Here is a 21,672-nt window from a genome sequence, read left to right as displayed (position 1 = left end):
CTCAGGCCTCCGGCAGCGCCGCGATCACCATGATCTCTACCTTCCACTCGGGCTTGGCCAGCTTGGCCTCGAGCGCGGCGCGCACCGGTGGGCGACCCGGCACCACCCAGGCTTCCCAGGCCTCGTTCATCTGGCCGAACTCCGCCATGTCGGTCACCCAGACCTGAGCCGAAATGAGGTTCTCCTTGGAAGTCCCGGCCTGAGCCAGCAGCTCGTCGATACGTGCCAGTACCTGTTCGGTCTGGCCGCGCATGTCGGCAGTGGCATCGCCCGGTACCTGGCCGGCCAGATAGACCGTGCCGTTGTGAATGGCGACCTGGCTCATGCGGGCGTTGCTTTCCTGATACTCAATCGTCATGCCTGACTCTCCATAATGGTGCTGTGTGGTTTGCTTGGTGATGGTGTTCGGCATCGCACTTCAGGAATGGGTGAACCCTTCCATGAAGGCGGCCAGGTTATTGCCAAGGTGCTCGGTCGGATAGCCCCCTTCCTGTACCAGTACGGCGGGCAAGCCCAACCGGCGCAGGCGCTGGCCAACCATGGCGAAATCCTCGGTCTCGAGCGTCATGCCAGCCAGCGGATCGTCACGATGAGCATCCAGCCCCAAGGCGATCACTACCGCCTCGGGGCGGAAAGCTTGCATGCGTTCGATCAGCTTTTCCAGCGCTTCGAGGAAGACGGCGCCGCTACTGCCCAACGGCAACGGCAGGTTGACGTTGGCACCGAGTCCCTCGCCCATGCCCTCCTCGCCGGCACCGCCCCAGAAGAAGGGGTAGAAATCGGCCGGGTCCACGTGAAGTGAGCCGGTCCAGACATCGCCGCGGTAGTAGAAGATGTCCTGGGTGCCGTTACCGTGGTGCAGGTCGACGTCAAGGATGGCGACCCGCGAGAAATGCTCACGCAGTACCGTTGCCGCCAGCGCCGAGTTGTTGACGAAGCAGAACCCCCCGGCCCGATCCGGCCCGGCATGGTGGCCCGGCGGTCGGCACAGTGCATAGGTGGTGCCATGGCCGCCGAGCAGCGCCTCGGCGGCCGCCTGGGCGGTGGCCGCACTGGCCAGGATGCCGCGGAAGCTGTCGGCGCCGATGGGGCAAGCCATGTCGTGCAGGTGCCATCCCGCTTGCCCCACTGCATGGCGTGGGTAGTGGTGGCCGCCACCGCACGGGTGGATGTTGGGCATCACTAGCTCGGAGGCGCCCGGCAGCTCGCGCCAACGGGCATGGATCGTCTCCAGGAAGCTCAGGTAGCGCGGCGTGTGGATCTGGGCCAGGCGGCTACGCAGGCGCGGGGAATCGACGTCTGCCGGCTCGTGCAAGGAAAAGCCCACGGCGGCCAAGCCTTCGGACAGCAGCTCGGCACGCACCGGCCCCTCCGGCGAGGCCGTGAGCTGGCCACGTAGCAGAAAGCTGGCCGGCGCATGGTAGTCCTGGTCAGGATGATAGAAGAGCTTCATCTCGGGTCCTTGGCGAAGCGATATTGGAAGTGAAGCGATATTGGATGACCGCGCGCACGTCAGGTGCTCGGCCGGGCCGCGGCAAAGCCGTTACAGTACTCTCAGGTTAGAACGCTGGGGCCAGAGATGCTTGCCCCTGATTCAGGCCGATTTGCCCCAGGCTCTGCAGTTGCCTCGGCGCGACGCCGCTCCTGGGAGGGAGCCGTATCGAAATGACGCCGGTAGGCACGACTGAAGCTGCCCTGGTCGCGGAAGCCGACCAGCGCCGCGATATGCCCCAGGCTCAGGTCGCTGTGGCCAACCAGTGCCCGCGCATGATCGAGCCGGCGCCGTTGGACATGAGCCAGCGGCGTGATGCCGGTCAATTCACGAAACAGGGCATGGAAATGTCCGGCGCTGAGAGCGCACTGCGCTGCCAACTGCTCGACGCGGATCTCGTCGGCGAGATGCCGGTCGATCCAGGCATCCAGACGCTCGATCTCGATGCGCTCAGCGGGTCGATGGGTAGGTGAAGAGTGAACCGAGAGGTCGGGCGACTGCTCCTCGAAATGCAGGTATAGCGCGCGTAGCAGCAGTGCCGCGATTTCGCTGTGCAGGGCCGGGAACTGCTCGAGCTGGGTCATCAGTGTGGCCGCGAGGCGATTGAGCCGAAACGGCACAGTGAAAAAGCGGGGACGCTCGAATAGTTGCTGCCACCCCTCACCGGCGCGCATTTCCCCCAGTGCGGCCAAGGGAAGATCGAGTACCAGCGTGCGGTTACGCCCATCTCCCTCGTATGCGTGGTGGTGGGCACAAGGGATCAGGCAGCCACGAGCCCCCGTGATACGGTCGCCAATGCCCTCGATTTCGAGCTCTGTACGGCCACAGGTTGCCAGGATCAGCTGATGGTGGGCATGGTCATGGGCAATGTGCTCCTGCCCGAGGTTGCAGGCACGCAGTTCGAGTAGAGACATGACGGTTTCTTGAGGTCCGCTCGGTCAGGGAAGCTCCTACACTACCCTGCCGAGCGATGTCAGGAAACCGCGTTCAGCAGCGGCCCTTCTTGGCCTGCCCTGGGGGGCAGAAACCACCGCGATAACGATGGCGGTCCCGGTAGCGGCGATCGTCGTAGTAGTAATGGCGTTCCACATAGCGATCACGGCTGCGATGGCGATGCTTGTCGCCGTGATAGTGACGATGCGAACCGTCGACCACCACCAGTGGCTCAGGCGTGATGCGGGCCGGTGAATAGCTGCAGCCGGCCAGGGCCAGCATCAGAGGTAGAAAAACCAGGGTGAGCAAACGCAGGGACGTTCTCATCATGTGTACCTCGCAGGGCAAGAGCTCCAGATGCCCCTTCGGTTCCCGTTCGGAGTCGTTATGTGGAGACCAGTTTAGCGGGCTTCAGCAGCGGCCCTTCTTCGCCTGCCCTGGGGGACAGAACCTACCTCCATGGTGGCCGCCGCTCCGGCCATCGTCGATGACGATCAGCGGCTCGGACTTGATGCGTGCCGGCTGGTAGCTGCAACCTGCCACCAGCATGGCGGACAGGACGACGAGAAGCGGAAACATCAGGCGCCGTGACATGGTGTATCTCCAGGTTGTCGAACAGTGTTCATGATAGCGAATCACAGCGCCTTTACACATGTGGCGCAGCGGCTACAAGGAAGTCGCCAAATGGCGACATTGTCAGCCCCTGGATAAAGCGCGATAGTGCATGCTCGTTAGCCTGCAAACAGGAATAACACGAAATGGACGCCCTTCGTCGCCACACGCTGCTGTTGATCCTGCTCGGCAGCCTGGTCATCTCGCTGGCCATGGGGTTGCGCCATGGCTTTGGCCTGTTCCTGGAACCGATGAGCAGCGATCTTGGCTGGGGGCGCGAGGTATTCGCTTTCGCCCTGGCGCTGCAGAACCTGATCTGGGGCTTCGCCCAACCCTTCACCGGGGCGCTGGCCGACCGCTTCGGCGCCGCCCGTGTGGTAGTAGTGGGTGGTGTACTCTACGCCCTTGGCCTGCTGCTCATGGGGCTTTCCGAATCGGCGCTGGGTATGTCGCTCTCGGCCGGGGTGCTGATCGGCCTGGGGCTTTCGGGCACCACCTTTTCGGTGATCCTCGGCGCCGTGGGCCGTGCCGTGGCACCGGAAAAGCGCAGCATGGCCATGGGCATCGTCAGTGCGGCGGGCTCGTTCGGTCAGTTCGCCATGCTCCCGGGTACCCTGGGCCTGCTCGGCTGGCTCGGCTGGTCGGCGGCACTGCTGGCGATGGGCGCCCTGGCGGCCATGATGGTACCGCTTGGCGCCATGCTGAAGGATCGCCCCTCCGCTCGCCTGGCCACCGACCTTTCGCTGCGCGGAGCGCTGGACGAGGCCGCCGGGCACCGCGGTTTCTGGCTGCTGTGCCTGGGCTTCTTCGTCTGCGGCTTCCAAGTGGTGTTCATCGGTGTGCACCTGCCCGGCTACCTGTTCGACAACGGCATGGCCCTGCACGTAGGCAGCACCGTCCTGGCGCTGGTCGGCCTGTTCAACATCTTCGGCACCTATGCCGCTGGCTGGCTGGGGGGCATCTACTCCAAGCCGAGGCTACTCAGCTGGCTCTACTTGACCCGCGGCGCGGTGATCGCCGCCTTCGTCTTCATGCCGCTGAGCCCGACCAGCGCCTACCTGTTCGGTATTGCCATGGGCCTGCTGTGGCTCTCAACGGTGCCGCTGACCAACGGCATCGTGGCCGCGGTGTTCGGCGTGCGCCACCTCTCCATGCTCGGCGGTATCGTATTCCTGTTCCATCAGGTCGGCTCGTTCACCGGCGTATGGCTGGGCGGCATGCTCTACGACCTGCACGGCGACTATGATGTGGTATGGAAGCTCGCCATTCTGCTCTCCGTGATCGCCGCCCTGCTGCACTGGTTCATCAGCGAGGCACCCATCAAGCGCTCCGCGCCCCTGGAGGCCCAGGCATGAGTCGGATCCATTTGGTGAAACTCGCCGTGCTGCTGGCCCTCGGCGGTGCCCTGGCCCTGGTCTGGTGGGGCTGGCAAACGGCCGACGCTTCGCTGCTGCTGTTCGGCATGCGGCTGTGTTGAGCCTGACCTCAGCGCTTGCCCGCCTTGGCGCGTAGCGCCGCGGCGAAGGCACCGCCCGCCCATTCCGCCGCCAGCTCCTGATCCTCGAAGATCGCCTCTGGCGCCCGGTAGTAGGACATTCGTACTTCGCGGCCACCCTTGTGGTAAAGGAACGGCTCGAGTTCCTCCCGCTCGAAGTCGCCGACATTGCCATCATCCGTTTTCAAATAAAGGACATCGTCGGCCACCAGAGCAAACATCAGGCCCTGGTGGTAAAGCCCGTAGCCCCCGAACATGCGACGCGCGGACACCGGCCCGAACTGCGCGAAGACGTCCTGCAGATAATCCGTATAATCGTTCATGCAGCCTGCCTCATGCCTCACTCGCCTCCTGTCTTCCATGTTCACCGTGCAACAGTGTCCAGGCGGTTTCGCTGGTGAAGTCGATGTCGTCGATATTTTCAGCCAGGAAGTCGAGCAGCGCTCGCACAGCAGGCAGCACACCACGTCGCGAGGGGAAAACGGCGTGCAGAATGCCGCCCCGTGGCTCCCAGCCGGGAAGCACGTCAACGAGGCGTCCCGCCTGCAAGTCGTTGCCAGCCACCAGCAGGGCCAACTTGGCCACGCCGAGGCCCGCTAGAGCGGCCTGATGCAACGTCTCAGCGTGATCGGTCACCAGCCGGGGGTGGTGGCGAATCCTGGCGCTCGCTCCGTCCGGTCCGTCGAGCACCCAGAGGTGCTGCCTGTCGACCTGGTCGAAATCCAGACTGGGCAATCCCGCCAGGTCACCTGGTGCCCGAGGCTTCGGCCATTCCTCGAATAGCGCTGGCGCGGCCAGCAGGCGCTGGGGGCTGCGCGACAATACCTTCATGGAGAGGTCGCTGTCCTCGAGCGGCGGGAAGCGAACCCGGATGGCCATGTCAAGACCCTCCTTGATCACATCCACCCGGCGGCTGGTGGCCTCCACCTGCACCTCCACGTCGGGGCACTGCGCCATGAAACGCACCAGCAGCGGTGTAATCAGATAGTGCAGCAGGCTCGGCGGACAACTCAGCCGCACCGTTCCCCGCGGCTGCTGAAGATTGGTCTTGATCAGTTCTTCTGCCGCTTCGGCCTCGACCAGCATCGCCACGCAGTGTCGATAGTAGGCCTGACCCAGCTCGGTAACCGACAGGTGGCGCGTCGAACGCTGGATCAGCCGGGTGCCCAACCGCTCCTCCAGCTGCGCGATGCGCCGACTCAGCTTCGACTTGGGTAAGCCCAGGGCGCGACCGGCGGGAGCAAAGCCCCCGTGATCCACCACCTGCACGAAGTAATAGAGATCGTTGAGGTCTTGCATGGTCGTTCGCTCTTATCGTTCTACTCATGGAACGCAGAGTGTGAATTATAGCCACTACCGACAAGTTCGTTGCATCTCTAGGCTTTCTCTATCGGCCAAGCGGCCAATCAAGCAGGAGCCAGATCATGAAGAAAATCCTCGGTATTTATGGCGCCCCACGCGGCCACTGGGTGGGCGATGGTTTTCCGGTGCGCTCGCTGTTCGCCTACGACCGTTTGGGCGCCGACCACTTGAGCCCCTTCCTGCTGCTCGATCATGCCGGCCCCTACGACTTCCCGCCGAGCCCCCGGCCTCGCGGCGTCGGTGCCCACCCGCACCGCGGCTTCGAGACCGTGACCCTGGTCTACCGCGGCGAGCTGGAGCATCGCGATTCTACCGGCAGCGGCGGGCATATCGGCCAAGGCGACGTCCAGTGGATGACGGCCGGGGCGGGAATCGTGCACGAGGAGTTCCACTCGCGGGCCTTCACCGAGCAAGGCGGCACCCTGGAAATGGTGCAGCTTTGGGTCAACCTGCCGGCCAGGCACAAGTCGACCCCTGCGGCCTACCAGACGCTGCTCGACGCCGACATCCCTCGCGTGGCACTGCCTGGGCGCGCCGGGGAGCTGCGGGTCATTGCCGGTGAATATCAGGGACATGCGGGACCGGCTCACACCTTCAGCCCGATCAACGTCTGGGACCTGCAGCTCAAGGCCGGCGCAGAGACGACCCTACGCGTGCCCGAGGGCCACACTACCTTGCTGGTGGTGCTCGAGGGAACGGTACAGGTCAATGGCGATGCCCTGGTGCGGGATGCCAGTCTGGTGTGCTTCGAGCGCAAGGGCGAGGAGATCCGCCTGGAAGCCAACAACGATGCCCGGCTGCTGCTGCTCGGCGGAGAACCCATCGAAGAGCCGGTAGTGGGCCAGGGCCCCTTCGTCATGAACAGCGTGGATGAGCTCCACCAAGCCTTCACCGATTTTCAGGCCGGCAAGTTCGGCCGCCTGGAGGGCTAGCGGCGTCGTCGCAGCCGACCGCGCCCGGCCCCTAGACCGGGCGCATCCACCCAACCATGGAGAAAAAACCATGTCCTATACCTACAACCGACTGAACAAGGACGATGTCGCCCTGCTGATGGTCGATCATCAGGCCGGCCTGCTCTCGCTGGTGCGCGACTTCAGCCCCGACGACTTCAAGAACAACGTCCTGGCCCTGGCCGACATCGCCAAGTTCTTCGAGATCCCCACCATCCTCACCACCAGCTTCGAGGATGGCCCCAATGGGCCAATGGTGCCGGAGCTCAAGGAGATGTTTCCCAATGCCCCCTATTTCGCCCGCCCCGGGCAGATCAACGCATGGGACAACGAGGAGTTCGTGGCCGCGGTCAAGGCCACCGGCAAGAAGCAGTTGCTGATCGCCGGCGTGGTCACCGAGGTATGCGTGGCCTTCCCGACCCTCTCAGCCCTGGAGGAGGGCTATGAGGTCTTCGTGGTCACCGATGCCTCCGGCACCTTCAACCAGACCACCCGCGACGCCGCCTGGGATCGCATGTCCCAGGCAGGCGCTCAGCTGATGACCTGGTTCGGGGTGGGCTGCGAGCTGCACCGCGACTGGCGCAACGATATCGAGGGCTTCGGCGGCCTGCTGGCCGGCCACCTGCCCGCCTACGCCAACCTGATCCAGAGCTACACCGCCCAGAAGGGCTAAAACGGTGTGGGGCCCGGCACTTGCCGGGCTCTGGCCATTCGCCCCATTCCGGCCAGCCAAGGAGGCGCCATGTCCACTCACGAGTCCCTCCCCTCCGATCACTGCGAGGGAGTAACCATCCAGATCCACCATCGGGTCCGGCCCGAGGCCGTGGAGCGCTACGAGACCTGGCTGCGCCAGATCATCACGATCGCCGGCCGCTTCCCCGGCCACCAGGGGGTGCATATCCTGCGCCCGCCCGAGGGCCATCATGACTACGAGATCGCCGTGCGCTTCGCCAGCGACGACGACGCCCGGCGCTGGCGGGAATCCGCCGAGCGCCGCGAGCTGATGGCGTCCATCCAGGGCGACCTGCAGCAGGCCGAGCGGGTGGAGATCGTCAGCGGCATCGACTACTGGTTCACCCCGCCCACCCCCACCGGCAAGCAGCCGACTCGCTGGAAGCAGTGGTTGGTGACCACCGCGGTAATCTGGCCCCTGACCATGATCGTCCCCCTGCTGTGGCTACCGCTCTTCGGCCTGCTGCCCGCCCTCGGCACTTGGGGCATTCGCCACGGCCTGGTCGCCGCCACCATCGTGGGCCTGGTGGTCTACGTCATCATGCCGCGAGTGGTGAAACTGGTCGCGTCATGGCTGTTTCGCTGAACCCACCCGGCTCGACCCCACAACAGCAGTCAGCGAAGCAACCGCCTATGCTGAAGCGAACCCTGCCAGCGTTTCCCCTCTCGCCATCACTGAGAAGCCCAGCATGAGCAACCTCGTCAACGACGCCGATCCCTCCTCCTCACTGGACTGCCCCATCGTCGATGGCAAGCATCAGGTACAGCACGTCGCACCACGCACGGCCGATGTCGGCGGCATTCCCGTCAACCGAGTGCTGCCCTCACGCCATCGACGTCTGATCGGCGCCTGGTGCTTCCTCGATCATGCCGGCCCGGCGGTATTCAAGGGCGACTCAAGAGGCTTGCGCGTCGGCCCCCACCCGCACATCGGACTGCAAACCTTCACCTGGATGATCGCAGGAGAAGTGCTGCATCGAGACAGCCTGGGCAACGAGCAGGTGATCCGTCCCGGCCAGGTCAACCTGATGACCGCCGGCCGCGGCATCAGCCACACCGAGGAGTCGGTGCCGGGAGAGACGCACCTGCATGCCGCCCAGCTGTGGATCGCCTTGCCCGAGGCCCAGCGCCGTACAGACCCGCGCTTCGATCATTATCCGCAGCTGCCGCACTGGCGCGATGGAGCTTTAGAGCTGACCCTGCTGATCGGTGAATTCGCCGGCCATCGTGCAGCGACACTGGCTTTCTCACCGCTGGTAGGCCTGGACCTGTTGGCGACGTCGGCCGGCTCGCTGACCTTGCCGCTGCGCGAGGACTTCGAGTACGGCCTGCTGCCACTGGACGGCGAACTCATTATCGAGGGGGAGCGCTTCGTCGCCAATGAGCTGGCCTACCTGGGACGCGGGCGCAGCCAGGTTGCCCTCGAACTGCCGGAGGGAGGACGCGCCATCCTTGTCGGTGGCGAGCCGCTGGGGGAAGAGATCCTGATCTGGTGGAACTTCGTCGGCCACAGCAAGGCCGAGATCATCGAGGCCCAAAACGACTGGGAGGCCAGCAGCGAACGCTTCGGCAGCATTCCTCAGTTTCAGGGCGAGCGCCTGATGCCGCCGCCATTGCCCTGGAGGGCCTGAGTACTACGCAGCTTCAGCGACCACTGACAGAGGGACCATAGCCCATGACGATCCATACGCCACCGCGCATCCTGGTATTCGCCGGCAGTGCCAGAGAAAACTCCTACAACAAGCGTCTTGCCCACCTGGCCGCCGAGCGGATCGACCGCGTCGGCGGCCAGGCGACCTTCATCGACCTGCGCGACTATCCGCTGCCCCTCTACGACGGCGACCTGGAAAGCCGGGAGGGCCTGCCGGCCAGCGCTCGCAGCCTGCAGAACTTGCTTGCCGAGCACCAGGGGCTGCTGTTGGCCTCGCCGGAGTACAACGGCTTCATCACGCCGTTGATGAAGAACACCCTCGATTGGATGTCACGCTCGGATGGCGAGCGCAGCGGTCTGGCCCTGTTCGCCGACCGGGTGGCGGCAGTGGTTTCCGCTTCGCCAGGAGCGTTCGGCGGCATGCGCAGCCTGGCCCTGATCCGCCAACTATTGAGCAACCTCGGGGTAACCGTACTGCCCAACCCGCTGGCCGTTCCCCGCGCGGCCCAGGCCTTCGGCGAGGCCGGCGAGCTGACGGACGAAAGCCAGCAGCAACGGCTCGATGCACTCTGCCGGCGGCTGGTGACCACTCTGGCCAAACTGCAAGCTGCCGAGCCCACGGACGGATCATGAGCGGCAAGCACCCTACCCTGTAACGACCCGGGTACCCTCAGAGATAGAACTTGGGCAACTTGCGCGCGGCGCGTTTGCTCGCGTTCGACTTGGCTTGGCGCGGGCGCGGACTGTCCCAGATGGTCAGGAAACGCTCGGTGAGAGGCGCCGCGTCGGTTTCCACTTCGCTCGGATCGCGCCGGCTGGCCAGGGGCTGATCCCAGATGGTCAAGAAACGTAGTGTCGTCATGGCTTGGTTACGGCTCCTGGCGGAACCGCCTCCTTGAAAAATTCATGGATCGATATATATGGAATAATTTTCCATATTATCCATTTTATTAGACTTTAGTTCAAGCCACCTTCGCCTTTCCTGCCGACACCGGGAGGACGGTTGCTCACTGGCGGCCTATACTGCGTCGCAGCATGAATGACACAGGAGGTGGCATGCCCAAGGAAACTCGCAAACACATCGACCTCGCCCTTCAAGGGGGCGGTTCCCATGGCGCACTGACGTGGGGCGTACTCGACAGGCTGCTGGAAGACGAGCGTCTGGAAATCGACGGCGTGAGCGGCACCAGCGCCGGCGCAATGAATGCCGTGGTACTGGCCGACGGCCTGCATCGCGGCGGCCGCGAGGGTGCGCGTGAGGCGCTGCATAATTTCTGGCGCGGCGTCAGCGATGCGGCGCGCTTCTCGCCCATCCAGCCGACGCCCTGGGATCGCTTGATGGGCAACAGCAGCCTGGACAACTCGCCCAGCTACCTGATGTTCGAGAGCCTCACCCAGCTCATCGCCCCGGCCAAGCTCAACCCGATGAAGCTCAACCCGCTGCGTGACCTGGTATGCAAGCTGGTCGACTTCGAGCGCGTCAACGCCTGCCGCAAGGCCAAGGTGTACGTCACCGCCACCAACGTCAGAACCGGCCGCGCCAAGGTGTTTCGTCAGCCGGAGATCACCGTGGACACGGTGATGGCCTCGGCCTGCCTGCCGTTCATGTTCCCGGCAGTGGAAATCGATGGAGAGGCCTACTGGGACGGCGGCTACAGCGGCAACCCAGCGCTGTTCCCGCTGGTAGACGACATGGATTGCCAGGATCTGGTGGTGGTACAGGTCAACCCACTGGTGCGTCAGAAACTGCCGGACAGCGCCCGGGACATCATCAACCGCATCAACGAGATCACCTTCAATACCAGCCTGATCAAGGAGCTGCGCAGCATCCAACTGCTACAGCAACTGATCGACGCCGAAGGCCTCGAGGTGGAGCGCTACCGCTCCATGCGCCTGCACCTGATCCACGCCGAGCAAGAAGTGGAAAAGCTCAGCGCCTCGAGCAAGCTCAACGCCCAGTGGGATTTCGTCTCGCGCCTCTATCGCCAAGGCCGCGGCTGGGCCGACCTATGGCTCGAGAACAACTTCGGTTCCCTGGGTCAATGCTCCACCTTCGATCTCAACGCCGTATTCGACGATACATTCCGGCCGCTCGCGCGCCCTACCGACATGGACGAAGGTTCCACTCCGGATAAAGCCAAGGATAAAGGTGCCGATAAGCGTAAGGGGGGCAAGGCATGAGCGGTATCCTTGCCATCGTCGTTGCGCTGGCCCTGCTGATGTACCTGGCCTACCGCGGCCTGAGCTTGCTGATCCTGGCTCCGGCATTGGCCGCCCTGGTGGCACTGGTCTCGGTGGATACTCCACTGCTGGCCAGCTACACCCAGGTATTCATGGGCTCGGCGGGCGGTTTCATCGTCAGCTATTTCCCCCTCTTCCTGCTCGGGGCGATCTTCGGCAAGCTGATGGAGGATTCCGGTAGCGCGGAGGTACTGGCCGGTGCCATCGTCGAGCGTCTGGGTGAAAGCCGGGCAATTCTCGCCGTAGTGCTCTCCTGCGCGGTGATGACCTACGGTGGCGTGTCACTGTTCGTGGTGGCCTTCGCCGTCTTTCCCATTGCCGCGGCGCTGTTCCGCAAGGCCGATCTACCCAAGCGGCTGATCCCCGGTACCATCGCGCTCGGCGCCTTCACTTTCACCATGACCGCCCTGCCCGGCACCCCGGCGATCCAGAACGCCATCCCGATGCCGTTCTTCGGCACCTCACCCTTCGCCGCACCGGGGCTCGGCATCATGACCGGGCTGATCATGCTGGGCTTGGGGCAGGCCTGGCTCACCTACCGCGCCAGGCAGGCCCGGGCGGCCGGTGAAGGGTACGGCGAGCATGCAAGCGAACCGGCGCCCGCCGATCACCTGCGCGAGCGCGCCGCCGGCGAAGGCTTCGACCTGGCCGAGGTCGAATCTCAGCCGCGCAGCGGGCTGCCCAGCCTGCCCCTGGCACTGCTGCCCATCGTGCTGGTGATCGCACTGAACCTGCTGTTCACCGTGGTGGTCATCCCGGCCATGGACACCGGCTACCTGGCAGACCCGGTCTACGGCGCCACCAGCATCGATTCGGTGCGCGGCGTGTGGTCGGTGATCGCCGCCCTGGTGCTCTCCATCCTCGTGCTGATCGCGCTCAACTGGCCGCGGCTGCAGCAGCTGACCGCCTCGCTGGACAGCGGCGCCAACGCTTCTCTGCTGCCGATCTTCAATACCGCGAGCCTGGTCGGCTTCGGCTCGGTGATCGCCTCGCTCGCCGCGTTCGATGCCATCAGCGCCTGGGTGACTACCGCCGGCGGCGACAACCCGCTGATCTCGCTGGCCATTGCGGTCAACCTGCTGGCCGGCATGACCGGCTCTGCTTCCGGTGGCATGAGCATCGCACTATCGACCCTCGGTGACACCTACCTGGCCATGGGCCAGGCGGCGGGCATCTCGCCTGACCTGCTCCACCGGGTCACGGCGGTGGCCACCGGCGGACTGGATGCCCTGCCCCACAACGGCGCGGTGATCACCTTACTCTCCATCTGCGGGTTGACCCACCGCCAGGCCTACCTGGACATCGCCGCAGTGGCCGTGCTCGGGCCGATCATCTCCTTGGTACTACTGATCGTGGTGGGCTCGCTGGTCGGCTCGTTCTGACCAGCTCGCCATGAGAGGCTCATTCAATCAGCTCAAGCGCGCTCCATCTCAAATGGGATCGGGGCGCGCCGGTGGCGTACGCTTGCCGCGCCGGGCCAACGCACCGCTGCCTATCAGCATGGCCAAGGTGATCACCCCGGCCGCCAGCGCCAGCAGCGGCGTAGCCTCGGCGTAGCCGGCCACGATCAACACCAAGGTGGAAAGCAGCGGCGTGGCGTAGGCCAGCAGACCCAGCAGGTGCAGGTCGCCGTGCTTGACTCCTATGTCCCAGGTGAAGAAGGCGCTGCCCACAGGTCCCAGGCCCAGGCCGATCACGCCAAGCCACTGGATCCCCTGGGGCCAGCGCGTCGCCTCGAACAGCCCATGGCAGGCGAAGGCCAGCAGCGCCGTAGCCAGGCAGAAGCCGCCCACCGCAGCCGTGGGTACCGCCTTCTTGGCCCGTGACAGCACGGAGTAACCGCTCCACACCAAGGCGCAGGCGAAAGCGGCCCCGTAGCCGAGCACGCTGCCTCCACCGCCCAGATCGCCACCGATCAACAGTGCCGCCCCGGCGAAGCCCAGCAGCCCACCGACCACGTGCCTGGCCAGCAGGCGCTCTCCCGGCAACAGGCCGACCAACAGCACGATCAACAGCGGCCACAAGTAGCTGATCAGCCCGGCGTTGGCCGGTGGCGCATTTTGCTGGGCGACGAAATAGAGCGCGTGATAGCCGAACAACCCGCCGACTCCCAGCGCCCAGACCGAGGGGGCCTGGCGCAGCGGCGCGATGAACGACTCACGCCGGCCGAGGCTCCAGGCAAGAAAGCAGAGGAAGGCGATACCGAAGGCCAGGCCGGTCAGCAGGAACAGTGGCACCGGCCCCGAAAGCTGGGTCAAGGTGGCGAGCAGCGCCCAGTTGAGAATGGTGGTGGCCCCGATAGCCGTGGCCTGTGATCGGGTAAGAGCAGCCATGAGGAGGCCTCGTCAGCGTTGTCGAGGCCACAGCATGGGCGTCAGGTCGAGATGCGGCTTGTCGAATCCTGACCTTTTTCCGCGGTGCCGCCCGAGGCCATCAGTCGTCGCCATTCACTCGGCGAGACATCGTGCTGGCGGCGGAAACTGCGCGAGAAATGGGCACTGTCGGCAAAGCCGCAGGCCAGGGCCACCTCGGTGAGCGAGGCACCGCCGACCTGGAGCAGCTCGCAGGCACGCGCCAGGCGCTGCCGCACCAGCCACTCGTGGGGCGAGAGCCCCGTCAAGGCGCGGAACTGGCGAGCGAAGACGGCCTCGGCCAGGTGGCAGCGTTCTGCCATTTCGGCGACGCGCCATGGATGCGCCAGGTCGACACGCACGGCTGGCAGCAGTTCGAGCAGTTTCAGCCGCGGCGATGCAGCACGCCGACCTCCGGCCTCGAGCATCATCTCGAGCCAACGCACCAGCGCCTGGCCGGACTCCCTCTCCTTCGCTTTATGCAGGCTCTCGCCCCGAGCCACCAGCGCCTCGGGCAGGCGCCGGGCCCGGCCTTCGAACAATCCCTCCAAGGCCAGCGCTTCGCACCATGCCTCCGGCAGATCGAGCACCAGTACCCGGTTGTTGCCCGGCGCCAGGTAGTAGTGCACATCTCCACTTGCCACCGGGGCCAGCATGCCGCGGGTCACGTGGACGAGCCGGCCTGCCGATTCGAGCTCCAACGCACCATCGAGTCCCAGCAGCAACTGGTGGTAACCGTGGCGATCGCTCAGCACGCGATCGGGATAACGGCGTGTCTCGATGATTGGACGTTCCAGAGTGTCGGCCCCCATGCTAGAACCAGTGCTTGCGCTTGAACCAAACCACCATGCCGACGGCGACGGCGATCATCAGGCCCCATACCATAGGATAGCCCCAGTACCAGCCGAGCTCGGGCATGGCGAAGGGGCTGGCCGGGTTCTCGAAGTTCATGCCATAAACCCCGACAATGAAGGTCAGCGGCATGAACACGGTGGCGACGATGGTGAGCTTGCGCATGCTCTCGTTGAGCCGATTGCTCATGCTGGAGAGATAGACGTCGAGCAGGCTCGCGGTCATGTCGCGATAGCTTTCCACAAGGTCCATCACCTGCACGGTGTGGTCGTAGACATCCCGCATCCACAGACGCGTATCGGAGGTGAACAGATCGTTGTGATCGCGCAGCAGCTGGTTGATCACCTCGCGGGTGGGCCATAGATAGCGTCGCAGCATGATCAGCTCGCGCTTCAGCCCATGCAGACGCTCCAGCGTCGAGCTGTCGGGGCGGTCGAGAATCTCCATCTCGAGCTCCTCGATACGCTCGCCTACACCGTCCAGCACCGGGAAAGCGTGGTCCACGGCGGCATCGAGCAGGCCATAGAGCAAGTCGTCCGACTCCCCCAGGGCGCGTCCACCGCGCTCCTTGAGTCGACGGCGCACCTCGACGAAGGGATCCAGCATCTCGGCCATGACGCTGGCGACGACGTTGCCGGCCATGAACAGGGTCAGCTGGTAGAGGTACAAGTTACCCTCCTCATCCACCTCGGGGATGCCGAGGGTGATCACCAGCGATTCCTCGAAGCGTTCGACCTTGGGTCGCTGTCCGCCGTTGAGGATGTCCTCCTGGGCCAGCGGGTGCAGCCCCACCCGCTCGCCGAGCAGTTCGAGCTCCTCGGCCGTAGGCATGCCTTGTACGTGCAGCCAGCACAACGGCCCTTCCGGCGATGCCTCGGGAATCGCCTCGGGCACGATCTCATGCATCTCGCCCCAACGACCGTCATCGCGCCTTGCCAGAAGAAACGTGGCCGGCCCCTGCAGGGCCGCCTGCTCCAGCGACAGCTCGCGTAGCGTTCCGGGTGCGGTACCAGCCGGGTGATAATGCTTCTGGAACAGTCGGGTCATGAGTGGCTTCCTTGGCGAAACGGCCAGGTCCAATACTGGCACGCCCAGGTCAATAGGCGAACCTCGGCAACATACACGCTAGCCGACACACCTGGCCAGCGGCCTTGGACGACGACTGAATTCAGCTAAGCTGAAGCAAGCCGATGCGGCAACGGAAGTGATTCCAGGGAAGGAGAACGACATGACCATGACGGTGGGTGAGCTTTTCATTGCCTTGGTACTCATCTCGCTGGTGCTGCTGGCCAGCAATGCCATCCGCAACGTCTCCCCCTGGCTGAAGCGCCTGTTCCTGCCCAGCTCGGTGATTGGCGGTTTCATACTGCTGCTGTTCGGCCCCGAAGCGCTGGGACGTGCCGTAACAGGCCCTTTCGAAAATGCCGCCGGCCTGTTTCCCGAATACGTCTTCGAGAGCTGGGCCGAACTCCCCGGCCTGCTGATCAACGTCGTCTTCGCGGCACTGTTCATCGGCCGTCCGATTCCCGGGTTGCGCACCATCTGGCTACGTGCCGGGCCACAGGTGGTCGTCGGCCAGACCATGGCCTGGGGCCAGTACGTGGTCGGTCTGACCCTGGCGATACTCATCCTTGCGCCCCTGTTCGGCATGAATCCCATGGCCGGCGCCTTGATCGAGATCGGTTTCGAGGGCGGCCACGGCACGGCGGCCGGCATGGCCGACACGTTCGCCGAGCTGGGCTTCGAGGAGGGCGCCGACCTGGCGCTGGGGCTGGCCACCGTAGGTATCGTCTCGGGCGTACTGATCGGCACGCTGATGATCAACCTGGCCGCACGGCGCGGCGTGATCACCCTGGACAACCCCCGCAAGACTTCCGATGCGCTGGACGAAGCACAAGCCATGGTGCATGGGGAGGAAAACGAGCTTCCCCCCACCGAAGAGTACAGCGAATTCAAGAAGGATCTGGCCCAGGAGGAGGAAACAGCCGATCCCTTGAGCCTGCATATCGGCCTGGTCGGCATCGCTATCGTCATCGGCTGGCTGATCCTTACCGGGCTGCAGTGGATCGAGCAGCAGACCTGGGCCCGCGACGGCGGCCTGGAGGTACTCGCTCACGTGCCGCTGTTTCCCCTCGCCATGATCGGCGGCGTGATCATACAACTCATCGTGACGCGCTTCGGCCTCGAGCCCCACGTCTCGAGCCGCACCATGGCGCGCATCGCCGGTACCGCGCTGGACTTCACCATCGTTGCGGCCCTGGCCACGCTCTCCCTCGGCGTTCTGGGCGAGCACTTCATTCCCTTCCTGCTGCTGGCCTTGGCCGGCATCGGCTGGTCGCTCTTCGTGTTGATCGTGATCGCCCCGCGAGTGATCCCCGAGAACTGGTTCGAACGCGGCATCGGCGACTTCGGCCAGTCCATGGGTGTCACCGTCACTGGCCTGCTGCTGATGCGCATGGCCGACCCCAAGAACCGCTCCGGTGCCTTCGAAAGCTTCGGCTACAAGCAGCTGATGTTCGAGCCGGTGGTCGGCGGCGGGTTGTTCACCGCCGCCTCGCTGCCGCTCATCGTCCAGTTCGGCGCTCCGGCGATACTCGGCCTGACGCTGGTACTCACCGTCGCCTGGCTGGCTTTCGGGCTACTCTATTTCGGGCGTATGGTGCCGGAACGAGGACGCGGCAGGTGGTGACTGGCCTGGAGCGTGCCAATCGTCTGGTCCATAGTGTCGACTAACCCCTACAGCGAATTCGAAACGCCATGCTGCCCATCCAAGGAATCGACCACCTGGTGCTGCGCATCCGCGACACCGATGCCATGCTCGCCTTCTACTGCGAGGCGTTGGGCTGCACCGTGGAAAAGCATCAGGAAGAGATTGGCCTGATCCAACTACGCGCCGGACGCAGCCTGATCGACCTGGTACCCGTGGAGGGCACGCTGGGACAGCTTGGCGGCGCGGCCCCCGGACGCGAGGGCCGCAACCTCGACCATTTCTGTCTGCGCCTGGAGTCTTTTGACGAAGTGGCGATTCGCCGACATCTCGCCAGCCATGGCATCGAGGCCGGTGAACTCAAGCAACGCTACGGCGCCGAAGGCTCGGGTCCCTCGATCTACCTCGAAGACCCTGAAGGCAATACCATCGAGCTCAAGGGGCCGCCCGCCTGAGCGTCAGCATCGCCCTTGTCGCGCCGTCGTTTTGATGTACAGAAATCATCAGAGCGCACAAGAATCGGTAGAGCGTCGCACTACCGGCATCTCAAGCCAGAACGAGCAGCACTTTAATTCCTCAGCCCTCTCAACCAGTCCATCACGAGATCCGCCATGGCCTCGTCGTCGAACCCCTGTTCATCAAGTGATGCCCAGGTGGTGAACGCCAGGGCATGACGCAGCGTGGCGGTTGGGAGCGAATCCGCTGTGCCGCCGAAGCCCTTGCCTATTGCCTCACCCAGCGCATTCAACTGCTGGCGAAAACTCTCCATGGGCCCCTGAAGCGCCGGCACCTTGGGCTCGTCGCTAATGGCGGTCCGCCACATGCGCTGGGTATCGCGATAGTAGCGATAGAAGGCCACCAGTGCGGCGTGGGCCTGGCGCTGCCCCGCCTCGAGGGAAGCCCAGCCGGCAGGATCCGGCGGCGGATTCAACTCGAGCCAGTGGCTGGTACAGGCCGCGAAGACAGCAGTTTCGTCAGGAAAGTGACGATAGACGGTCAGGCGCTGCACACCGGCCCTTTGGGCGATGGCACTGATGGTGGTGGCACTCGGGCCGATCTCCTCATGCAGCGCCATGGTCGCCTCGACGATGCGCAGGCGGGTCTCTTCGCGGTCGGCGGCGCGCTTACGTTGAGTATAACGTCGTGTCTCGGTCATTAAGTGAACATACATGTTCACTCAACTCTTGACAAGCGCCGCGCATGGGCTTTCACTTGCCATGTGAACAAGAGTGTTCACTGAAAATAGATCAATACCCCGGAGCCCGAAGATGACGAACAATAATCCTGCAATGCTGGCCACCTGGAAGGCCGGAAACGACTGGCGTGTACTACCCGCCTTCCTGCCATTGCCCGGCATGGGCGGCCTGGCGGTTAACGCCTTCCTGCACAAAGGCCGGGAACCGGTATTGGTAGATACCGGCCTTTGTGCACTCGGCGATGCCTTCCTCGACGCCCTGGAAGCGGAGATCGATCTTACCGACCTGCGCTGGATCTGGCTGAGCCATACCGATGCCGACCACATCGGCAACCTTGCCCGGATACTGGAACGAGCCCCGCAGGCCAGGGTCGTCACCAATTTCCTGGGCATGGGCAAGATGGGTCTGCTCGGTCTCGATACCGAACGGGTGCACTTGCTGGAGCCCGGTGCACGCCTCACCCTGGGCGACCGCGAGCTGGTGCCGCTGCGCCCGCCGTATTACGACGCGCCGGAAACCCTCGGCTTCCTCGATACCCGCTCGCGTACCCTGTTCGCCGCCGACAGCTTTGGGGCACTGCTTCCCGAACCGGCCGTTAACGTAGCGGAAATCGAGGCGCAAACCCTGCGTGCCGGGCTGGTGACTTGGGCTTCGATCGACGCTCCCTGGCTGGCCACGGTCGACCGAGACGCCTTCAGCAGATCACTGAAAACCCTGGAGCGCCTGGCACCGACCACGGTGCTCTCCGGCCACCTGCCGGTTGCCGAAGGAAACCTTTCGACGCTCACCGCACTGGTGCACGAAGCTTGGTGTTCAGGCCCTGCTACCGAGGTCGACCCACTGTCCATAGAGGCCGTGGCAGAGGCGTTGAATAGCGGTGTAGAGGCGCCGCTGGAGGCATGATGCGGTGCGGGCACGAGTGCCTTCATGGCATTTCCCAGGACGAAAGAGGCCCGGCGCCATGAGGCGCCGGGCTCAAGCCTACGCTTCATCAAGCGCTATCGGCCTGCCCACGCTGAGTGGCCCCACCATTCCTGGCGGGAGCTCGCGGAAGGCGGCGTCGGCCTCGGCCCCCAGGCCATCGAGAATGCGCGTGAAGAAGGCGCGCCCCGCCACCACGGCAACGATGTCGAAGATCTCGTCATCGGCGAGGCCGTGAGCCCGCAACGCTTCAATATCGTCGGTGTCGATCTCCTGGGCGCGGCAGGCCACCTTGGCGGCAAAGGCCATCATCCCGCGTTCCGCCTCGCTGAGCGGGCCTATCTCGCCCGCCAGCATGGCCTGGGTCTCTTCCATGCCCAATAGGCCCGACAGGACCTTGGCATGGGCCAGCGAACAGTAGGTGTTACCCAAGGCACGTGCAGCGGCCAGCGTCACCAGCTCGTACCGCCGCGACGACATAGGCCGGCGGATGGTCGCGATCAGCGCCGCCCAGCACTTCATCACCTCGGGGCGATGACAGAACACTCGGGCATAGTTTGGCAAGAATCCGAAATGGGCTTCCTGGCGCTGGTACATCTCCTTGACCTCGCCCTCGGCCTGCTCCGGGGCAATCGTTTCGATGTAGCACATACCGGCGTCCTCCGTATCAAGCCGTGGTGGAACGTGGATGCAGCCAGGCCGGAAGCAGCAGCTCGGTGTCGATCCTCGCCTCGCTGTCATAAGCGACGCCGCATGCCGCCAAGCGTTCGCCAAGGCTGCCGTCGGCCCAGGCCTCGAACAGCTCACCGCAACCGCCGAGCGGCTCGCCGCCGATGAAGATCTGCGGGATGGTGGGCGCCCCGGTGCGCAGCGCCAGCACCGGGCGCAGGCGCACGCCCATGTCGTCGGCCTGGTATGCCGGGGCGTCCAGCTCCACGCTCACGAAATCGACGCCCAGGCGGTCGAACAGCTTGCGCGCCGCCCAGCAGAATTCGCACCAGGCCAAGGCGAACATAACCACCGGTGCCTGAGCCAGGCAGTCGTCGAGCCGACGTTCGGCCTCCGCATCGCTGGTCGCCAACTGCCCTGTCGCATCTTGTGCCACAGGCGCGGCGGGCGGCTGGGGAGCCGGCGCAGCCGCGGGCGTGTCGAAGCGAAAGCCGGGCGTGGAGCGTGACAGCGCCAGTTCCTCCTCATTCATCTCGTCCCCAATGCCCTCGAACAGAGGCGTGGACTGGTAGCGTTCGCCGGTGTCGGGCAGCATGCAGACGACATGGCTACCGGCCGGCGCCCGCCGGGCCACCTCCAGGGCAGCAGCCAGGGTCGCACCGGCGGAAATGCCGACGAAGATACCCTCCTTGCGAGCCAGCTCCCGGGCCAGGCGCAGCGCCTCTTCACCCGCTACCGGCACCACCTCGTCCACCATGCCGGCGGCCACTGCCTGCTGGGTGAGCGGCGAGATGAAGTCGGGGCTCCAACCCTGCATCAGGTGAGGCCGAAAATGCGGGTGGCTCATGCCTGCCGGCTGCGCCTCGCCACTACCCAGTAGAGGAGCATTGTCGGGCTCCGCAACCACCACGCGGGTCGCAGTATCGGCGGCTTTCAACACCCTGGATACGCCCTTCAGGGTGCCGCCGGTGCCGAAGCCGGTCACCCAGGCATGGATCGGTTCACCTTGCATGTCGTCGAGAATCTCTCGCGCCGTGGTGCGGCTATGCACCTCGGCATTGGCCTCGTTCTCGAACTGACGGCACAAGTAGTAGCCGTGGGTTTCGGCCAGTTCGATCGCCTTGGCCAGCATGCCGCTGCCCTTCTCGGAGGCGGGTGTGAGCACCACCCGCGCGCCCAGGAAGCGCAGCAGCCGGCGCCGCTCCAGGCTGAAACTCTCGGCCATGGTCACCACCAGCGGGTAGCCCTTGCGTGCGCATACCATGGCCAGGCCGATACCGGTATTGCCGCTGGTGGCCTCGATCACCGTCTGGCCCGGACGCAAGGCGCCACTGCGTTCGGCGGCTTCGATCACCGCCAGTGCCATTCGGTCTTTCACCGACCCCATGGGATTGGAGGCCTCCACCTTTACATGCACGTTGACGTCCGGCGGCGCGAGTCGGGCAAGCCGCACCAGTGGGGTACGGCCAATGGTTTCCAATATGCTGGTGTAGCGGGTCATCGTGTGT

26 protein-coding genes are annotated in these 21,672 nt (G+C 64.7%); 12 read left to right on the top strand and 14 right to left on the bottom strand.

What is annotated here, in order from left to right:
• Nucleotide 1: 1 nt before the first annotated feature.
• The 5 genes from SPH52_RS05975 to SPH52_RS05955 form a co-directional block, all read right to left on the bottom strand.
• Nucleotides 2–358 (bottom strand): RidA family protein, encoded by a 357-nt coding sequence (locus tag SPH52_RS05975; protein WP_411794078.1) that lies wholly within the window; start codon nucleotides 356–358, stop codon nucleotides 2–4.
• Nucleotides 359–418: 60 nt separating this feature from the next.
• Nucleotides 419–1,453: a histone deacetylase family protein gene (locus tag SPH52_RS05970; RefSeq protein ID WP_411794077.1), complete on the bottom strand. Its 1,035-nt coding sequence runs from the start codon at nucleotides 1,451–1,453 to the stop codon at nucleotides 419–421.
• Between the two features lie 101 nt (nucleotides 1,454–1,554).
• Nucleotides 1,555–2,406 (bottom strand): helix-turn-helix domain-containing protein, encoded by an 852-nt coding sequence (locus SPH52_RS05965; protein ID WP_411794076.1) that lies wholly within the window; start codon nucleotides 2,404–2,406, stop codon nucleotides 1,555–1,557.
• A 73-nt stretch (nucleotides 2,407–2,479) separates the two neighbouring features.
• The gene (locus SPH52_RS05960; RefSeq protein ID WP_411794075.1) at nucleotides 2,480–2,755 is read right to left on the bottom strand and encodes a hypothetical protein; all 276 of its coding nucleotides are present in this window, start codon (nucleotides 2,753–2,755) and stop codon (nucleotides 2,480–2,482) included.
• A gap of 81 nt (nucleotides 2,756–2,836) precedes the next feature.
• Complete coding sequence (locus SPH52_RS05955; RefSeq protein ID WP_411794074.1) at nucleotides 2,837–3,019, bottom strand: hypothetical protein; 183 nt, start codon at nucleotides 3,017–3,019, stop codon at nucleotides 2,837–2,839.
• Nucleotides 3,020–3,183: 164 nt separating this feature from the next.
• Between SPH52_RS05955 and SPH52_RS05950 the strand changes: the two genes are divergently transcribed.
• Both SPH52_RS05950 and SPH52_RS05945 read left to right on the top strand, forming a co-directional pair.
• Nucleotides 3,184–4,392: an MFS transporter gene (locus SPH52_RS05950; protein ID WP_411794073.1), complete on the top strand. Its 1,209-nt coding sequence runs from the start codon at nucleotides 3,184–3,186 to the stop codon at nucleotides 4,390–4,392.
• Entirely contained in the window at nucleotides 4,389–4,514 is a 126-nt protein-coding gene (locus SPH52_RS05945; protein ID WP_411794072.1) for a hypothetical protein, read from the top strand. Before SPH52_RS05950 ends, SPH52_RS05945 begins: the two co-directional genes overlap by 4 nt.
• A gap of 8 nt (nucleotides 4,515–4,522) precedes the next feature.
• Here the strand turns inward: SPH52_RS05945 and SPH52_RS05940 are convergent, their stop codons facing one another.
• Together SPH52_RS05940 and SPH52_RS05935 are read right to left on the bottom strand one after the other, a co-directional pair.
• Entirely contained in the window at nucleotides 4,523–4,855 is a 333-nt protein-coding gene (locus SPH52_RS05940) for a TfoX/Sxy family protein (protein ID WP_411794071.1), read from the bottom strand.
• 10 nt (nucleotides 4,856–4,865) lie between these two features.
• Nucleotides 4,866–5,831: a LysR substrate-binding domain-containing protein gene (locus SPH52_RS05935; RefSeq protein WP_411794070.1), complete on the bottom strand. Its 966-nt coding sequence runs from the start codon at nucleotides 5,829–5,831 to the stop codon at nucleotides 4,866–4,868.
• Between the two features lie 125 nt (nucleotides 5,832–5,956).
• Between SPH52_RS05935 and SPH52_RS05930 the strand changes: the two genes are divergently transcribed.
• The 5 genes from SPH52_RS05930 to SPH52_RS05910 all read left to right on the top strand — a co-directional run bounded on the left by SPH52_RS05930 (nucleotide 5,957) and on the right by SPH52_RS05910 (nucleotide 9,860).
• The gene (locus SPH52_RS05930; protein WP_411794069.1) at nucleotides 5,957–6,826 is read left to right on the top strand and encodes a pirin family protein; all 870 of its coding nucleotides are present in this window, start codon (nucleotides 5,957–5,959) and stop codon (nucleotides 6,824–6,826) included.
• A 70-nt stretch (nucleotides 6,827–6,896) separates the two neighbouring features.
• Nucleotides 6,897–7,517, top strand: a complete 621-nt coding sequence (ycaC, locus tag SPH52_RS05925; protein WP_411794068.1) for an isochorismate family cysteine hydrolase YcaC — start codon at nucleotides 6,897–6,899, stop codon at nucleotides 7,515–7,517.
• A 69-nt stretch (nucleotides 7,518–7,586) separates the two neighbouring features.
• Nucleotides 7,587–8,162, top strand: a complete 576-nt coding sequence (locus SPH52_RS05920; protein WP_411794067.1) for an antibiotic biosynthesis monooxygenase — start codon at nucleotides 7,587–7,589, stop codon at nucleotides 8,160–8,162.
• A 103-nt stretch (nucleotides 8,163–8,265) separates the two neighbouring features.
• Nucleotides 8,266–9,207 carry a pirin family protein gene (locus tag SPH52_RS05915; protein ID WP_411794066.1) on the top strand — a complete coding sequence of 314 codons (942 nt, stop codon included), beginning with the start codon at nucleotides 8,266–8,268 and terminating at the stop codon, nucleotides 9,205–9,207.
• Nucleotides 9,208–9,251: 44 nt separating this feature from the next.
• Nucleotides 9,252–9,860: an NADPH-dependent FMN reductase gene (locus SPH52_RS05910; RefSeq protein ID WP_411794065.1), complete on the top strand. Its 609-nt coding sequence runs from the start codon at nucleotides 9,252–9,254 to the stop codon at nucleotides 9,858–9,860.
• 37 nt (nucleotides 9,861–9,897) lie between these two features.
• Here SPH52_RS05910 and SPH52_RS05905 read toward each other — a convergent pair whose 3' ends face one another.
• Nucleotides 9,898–10,089 carry a hypothetical protein gene (locus SPH52_RS05905; RefSeq protein ID WP_411794064.1) on the bottom strand — a complete coding sequence of 64 codons (192 nt, stop codon included), beginning with the start codon at nucleotides 10,087–10,089 and terminating at the stop codon, nucleotides 9,898–9,900.
• A 194-nt stretch (nucleotides 10,090–10,283) separates the two neighbouring features.
• Between SPH52_RS05905 and SPH52_RS05900 the strand changes: the two genes are divergently transcribed.
• Both SPH52_RS05900 and SPH52_RS05895 read left to right on the top strand, forming a co-directional pair.
• Nucleotides 10,284–11,408 carry a patatin-like phospholipase family protein gene (locus SPH52_RS05900; RefSeq protein WP_411794063.1) on the top strand — a complete coding sequence of 375 codons (1,125 nt, stop codon included), beginning with the start codon at nucleotides 10,284–10,286 and terminating at the stop codon, nucleotides 11,406–11,408.
• Nucleotides 11,405–12,850, top strand: a complete 1,446-nt coding sequence (locus SPH52_RS05895; RefSeq protein ID WP_411794062.1) for a GntP family permease — start codon at nucleotides 11,405–11,407, stop codon at nucleotides 12,848–12,850. The genes SPH52_RS05900 and SPH52_RS05895 overlap by 4 nt, the downstream gene beginning before the upstream one ends.
• 48 nt (nucleotides 12,851–12,898) lie before the next feature.
• On the opposite strand, the gene SPH52_RS05890 is transcribed toward SPH52_RS05895, so the two are convergent.
• The 3 genes from SPH52_RS05890 to corA are packed head-to-tail and all read right to left on the bottom strand — an operon-like array spanning nucleotide 12,899 to nucleotide 15,718.
• Nucleotides 12,899–13,801, bottom strand: a complete 903-nt coding sequence (locus tag SPH52_RS05890) for a DMT family transporter (protein WP_411794061.1) — start codon at nucleotides 13,799–13,801, stop codon at nucleotides 12,899–12,901.
• 41 nt (nucleotides 13,802–13,842) lie between these two features.
• Entirely contained in the window at nucleotides 13,843–14,631 is a 789-nt protein-coding gene (locus SPH52_RS05885) for a helix-turn-helix domain-containing protein (RefSeq protein WP_411794060.1), read from the bottom strand.
• Nucleotide 14,632: 1 nt separating this feature from the next.
• On the bottom strand, nucleotides 14,633–15,718 hold the full coding sequence (gene corA, locus SPH52_RS05880) for a magnesium/cobalt transporter CorA (protein ID WP_411794059.1): 1,086 nt from the start codon (nucleotides 15,716–15,718) through the stop codon (nucleotides 14,633–14,635).
• A gap of 181 nt (nucleotides 15,719–15,899) precedes the next feature.
• Between corA and SPH52_RS05875 the strand changes: the two genes are divergently transcribed.
• Both SPH52_RS05875 and SPH52_RS05870 read left to right on the top strand, forming a co-directional pair.
• Nucleotides 15,900–17,360 carry a sodium/glutamate symporter gene (locus SPH52_RS05875; protein ID WP_411794058.1) on the top strand — a complete coding sequence of 487 codons (1,461 nt, stop codon included), beginning with the start codon at nucleotides 15,900–15,902 and terminating at the stop codon, nucleotides 17,358–17,360.
• A gap of 68 nt (nucleotides 17,361–17,428) precedes the next feature.
• Nucleotides 17,429–17,833 carry a VOC family protein gene (locus tag SPH52_RS05870; RefSeq protein WP_411794057.1) on the top strand — a complete coding sequence of 135 codons (405 nt, stop codon included), beginning with the start codon at nucleotides 17,429–17,431 and terminating at the stop codon, nucleotides 17,831–17,833.
• A 113-nt stretch (nucleotides 17,834–17,946) separates the two neighbouring features.
• On the opposite strand, the gene SPH52_RS05865 is transcribed toward SPH52_RS05870, so the two are convergent.
• Nucleotides 17,947–18,549, bottom strand: a complete 603-nt coding sequence (locus SPH52_RS05865; RefSeq protein ID WP_411794056.1) for a TetR/AcrR family transcriptional regulator — start codon at nucleotides 18,547–18,549, stop codon at nucleotides 17,947–17,949.
• 97 nt (nucleotides 18,550–18,646) lie between these two features.
• On the opposite strand from SPH52_RS05865, the gene SPH52_RS05860 reads away from it, so the two are divergent.
• Nucleotides 18,647–19,477 carry an MBL fold metallo-hydrolase gene (locus SPH52_RS05860; RefSeq protein WP_411794055.1) on the top strand — a complete coding sequence of 277 codons (831 nt, stop codon included), beginning with the start codon at nucleotides 18,647–18,649 and terminating at the stop codon, nucleotides 19,475–19,477.
• 78 nt (nucleotides 19,478–19,555) lie between these two features.
• Here SPH52_RS05860 and SPH52_RS05855 read toward each other — a convergent pair whose 3' ends face one another.
• Both SPH52_RS05855 and cysK read right to left on the bottom strand, forming a co-directional pair.
• Nucleotides 19,556–20,146: a carboxymuconolactone decarboxylase family protein gene (locus SPH52_RS05855; RefSeq protein WP_411794054.1), complete on the bottom strand. Its 591-nt coding sequence runs from the start codon at nucleotides 20,144–20,146 to the stop codon at nucleotides 19,556–19,558.
• Nucleotides 20,147–20,162: 16 nt separating this feature from the next.
• Nucleotides 20,163–21,665: a cysteine synthase A gene (cysK, locus tag SPH52_RS05850; RefSeq protein ID WP_411794053.1), complete on the bottom strand. Its 1,503-nt coding sequence runs from the start codon at nucleotides 21,663–21,665 to the stop codon at nucleotides 20,163–20,165.
• Between the last annotated feature and the right edge of the window lie 7 nt (nucleotides 21,666–21,672).

The organism is Halomonas sp. A29, from assembly GCF_046723295.1.
Classification (GTDB): Bacteria; Pseudomonadota; Gammaproteobacteria; order Pseudomonadales; family Halomonadaceae; genus Halomonas.
The sequence above is the reverse complement of the archived record's forward strand: the minus strand, read 5'-3'. Positions and strand labels throughout refer to the sequence as shown.